The sequence below is a fragment of the Streptomyces sp. NPDC001985 genome (assembly GCF_040296845.1).
GTDB lineage: Bacteria > Actinomycetota > Actinomycetes > Streptomycetales > Streptomycetaceae > Streptomyces.
Genome location: NZ_JBEOYB010000192.1, coordinates 1 through 1,550 on the forward strand (window position 1 = coordinate 1; position 1,550 = coordinate 1,550).

Sequence of the window (1,550 nt, forward strand, 5' to 3'; positions counted from 1 at the left end):
GGGGGGGGGGGGGGGCGGCCCCCCCCCCCCGCCCCGGGCCCGCAGCGTGCGGGGTCCTGTGGCACAGGGTCCGTCCTCAAGCGCCGGACGGGCTGGGTTTGCCGGACGGGCTGGGATTGCTCGGGTTACCCGTGGCACAGGGTCCGTCCTCAAACTCACCCGGAGCCGCCTCTGGGAGGTACCCCCAGACGGGCTGGGAGTGCCCCGGACCGGCTGCGATGGCTCGGGCCACTCGAAGTGCAGGGTCCGTCCTCAAACTCACCCGGAGCTGCCTCTGGGAGGTGCCCCCCCAGGCGGGCTGGGGGTGCCCGGACCCGCTGAGGAGGGACCGGGGCGGCTCAGGAGGGGCGGACACGCTGGGAGACGGCGCAAACAGGTCTGCTGAGGGATCACCTTCCTGGGCTACCGTGCGGCTGGTCTGCGTCACACGGCGTGAGGGGACGGGATGGACGCGTGGGCGGTGCCCGGCTACTCGGAGTCCCGGGAACTGGGCTCCGGCACGAGCGGGCGCGTCGTGCTCGCCGTGCACGAGGCGACCGGCACTCCGGTCGCCGTCAAATATCTGAACGAGCGCATGCGAGCCACCCCCGCCTTCGTGCAGAGCTTCCGCGCCGAGGCGCGGCTCCTCGGCGCCCTCGGCTCCGCCCATGTCGTGGGCCTCTACGAGTACGTCGAGTCCCCCTTCGGCGCCGCCATCGTGATGGAACTCGTCGACGGGATCGCCCTCCGCGCCCTGCTGCGGCAGGAGGGCGCCACCGGCCCCGAAGCCGCACTCGCCGTGCTCAAGGGCTCTCTCCTCGGCCTCGCCGACGCCCACCGCGCGGGCGTGGTGCACCGCGACTACAAACCCGAGAACGTCCTGGTCACGGCCGACGGCTCGTCCAGGCTCGCGGACTTCGGCATCGCGGCGGGCCGGGGCACCACTCCCGAGGTGGCGGGCACTCCCTCGTACATGGCGCCCGAGCAGTGGCAGGGAGAGCGCGCATCGCCCCCGGCCGATGTCTACGCGGCGACGGTGACCTTCTTCGAGTGCCTCACCGGCCACAAGCCCTACACCGGCGAGAACGTCGCCGAGGTGGCGCTCGGGCACCTCAACGCCCCCGTGCCCGCCGAGGAGGTGCCGGAGCCCGTCCGCCCGCTGGTCGAGCGCGGCATGGCGAAGTCGCCCGGGGAACGCCCGCCGAGCGCGGCGGCGTTCGTCGCCGAGCTGGAGGAGATCGCCCGAGCCGCCTACGGGGACGCGTGGGAGGAGCGCGGCCGGCGCAGGCTCGCCGCACTCGCCGCGCTGCTGCCGCTGCTCTTCCCCTCGGCCGGGGAGGACGCGGCCGGCACCACAGCGCTGGCCACCACCGCGCTGGGCCGACCGCCCCGGAAGGCGCGGCGCGGGGGCCGCCCGTGGGCGCCGCTCCTGCTGCCGGGCCCGGGCGGTCCCGGCGGCGGGCGGAGCCGCCGGCTGCGGAGCGGGCTCTCCCTGACGGCGGCCCTGGTGGCCGCCGCGGGCGGCGCCGCCGGTCAGTTCGCCCGGGTGGTCGCGGGGGGACCCGACCCCG

The 1,550-nt window shown here is 75.9% G+C and carries 1 protein-coding gene; it reads left to right on the forward strand.

Features of this window, described 5'->3' with window-relative positions:
* Positions 1 to 445: 445 nt before the first annotated feature.
* The coding region (locus tag ABT122_RS33525) for a serine/threonine-protein kinase (protein WP_351559970.1) at positions 446 to 1,550 on the forward strand (1,105 nt) is incomplete at its 3' end.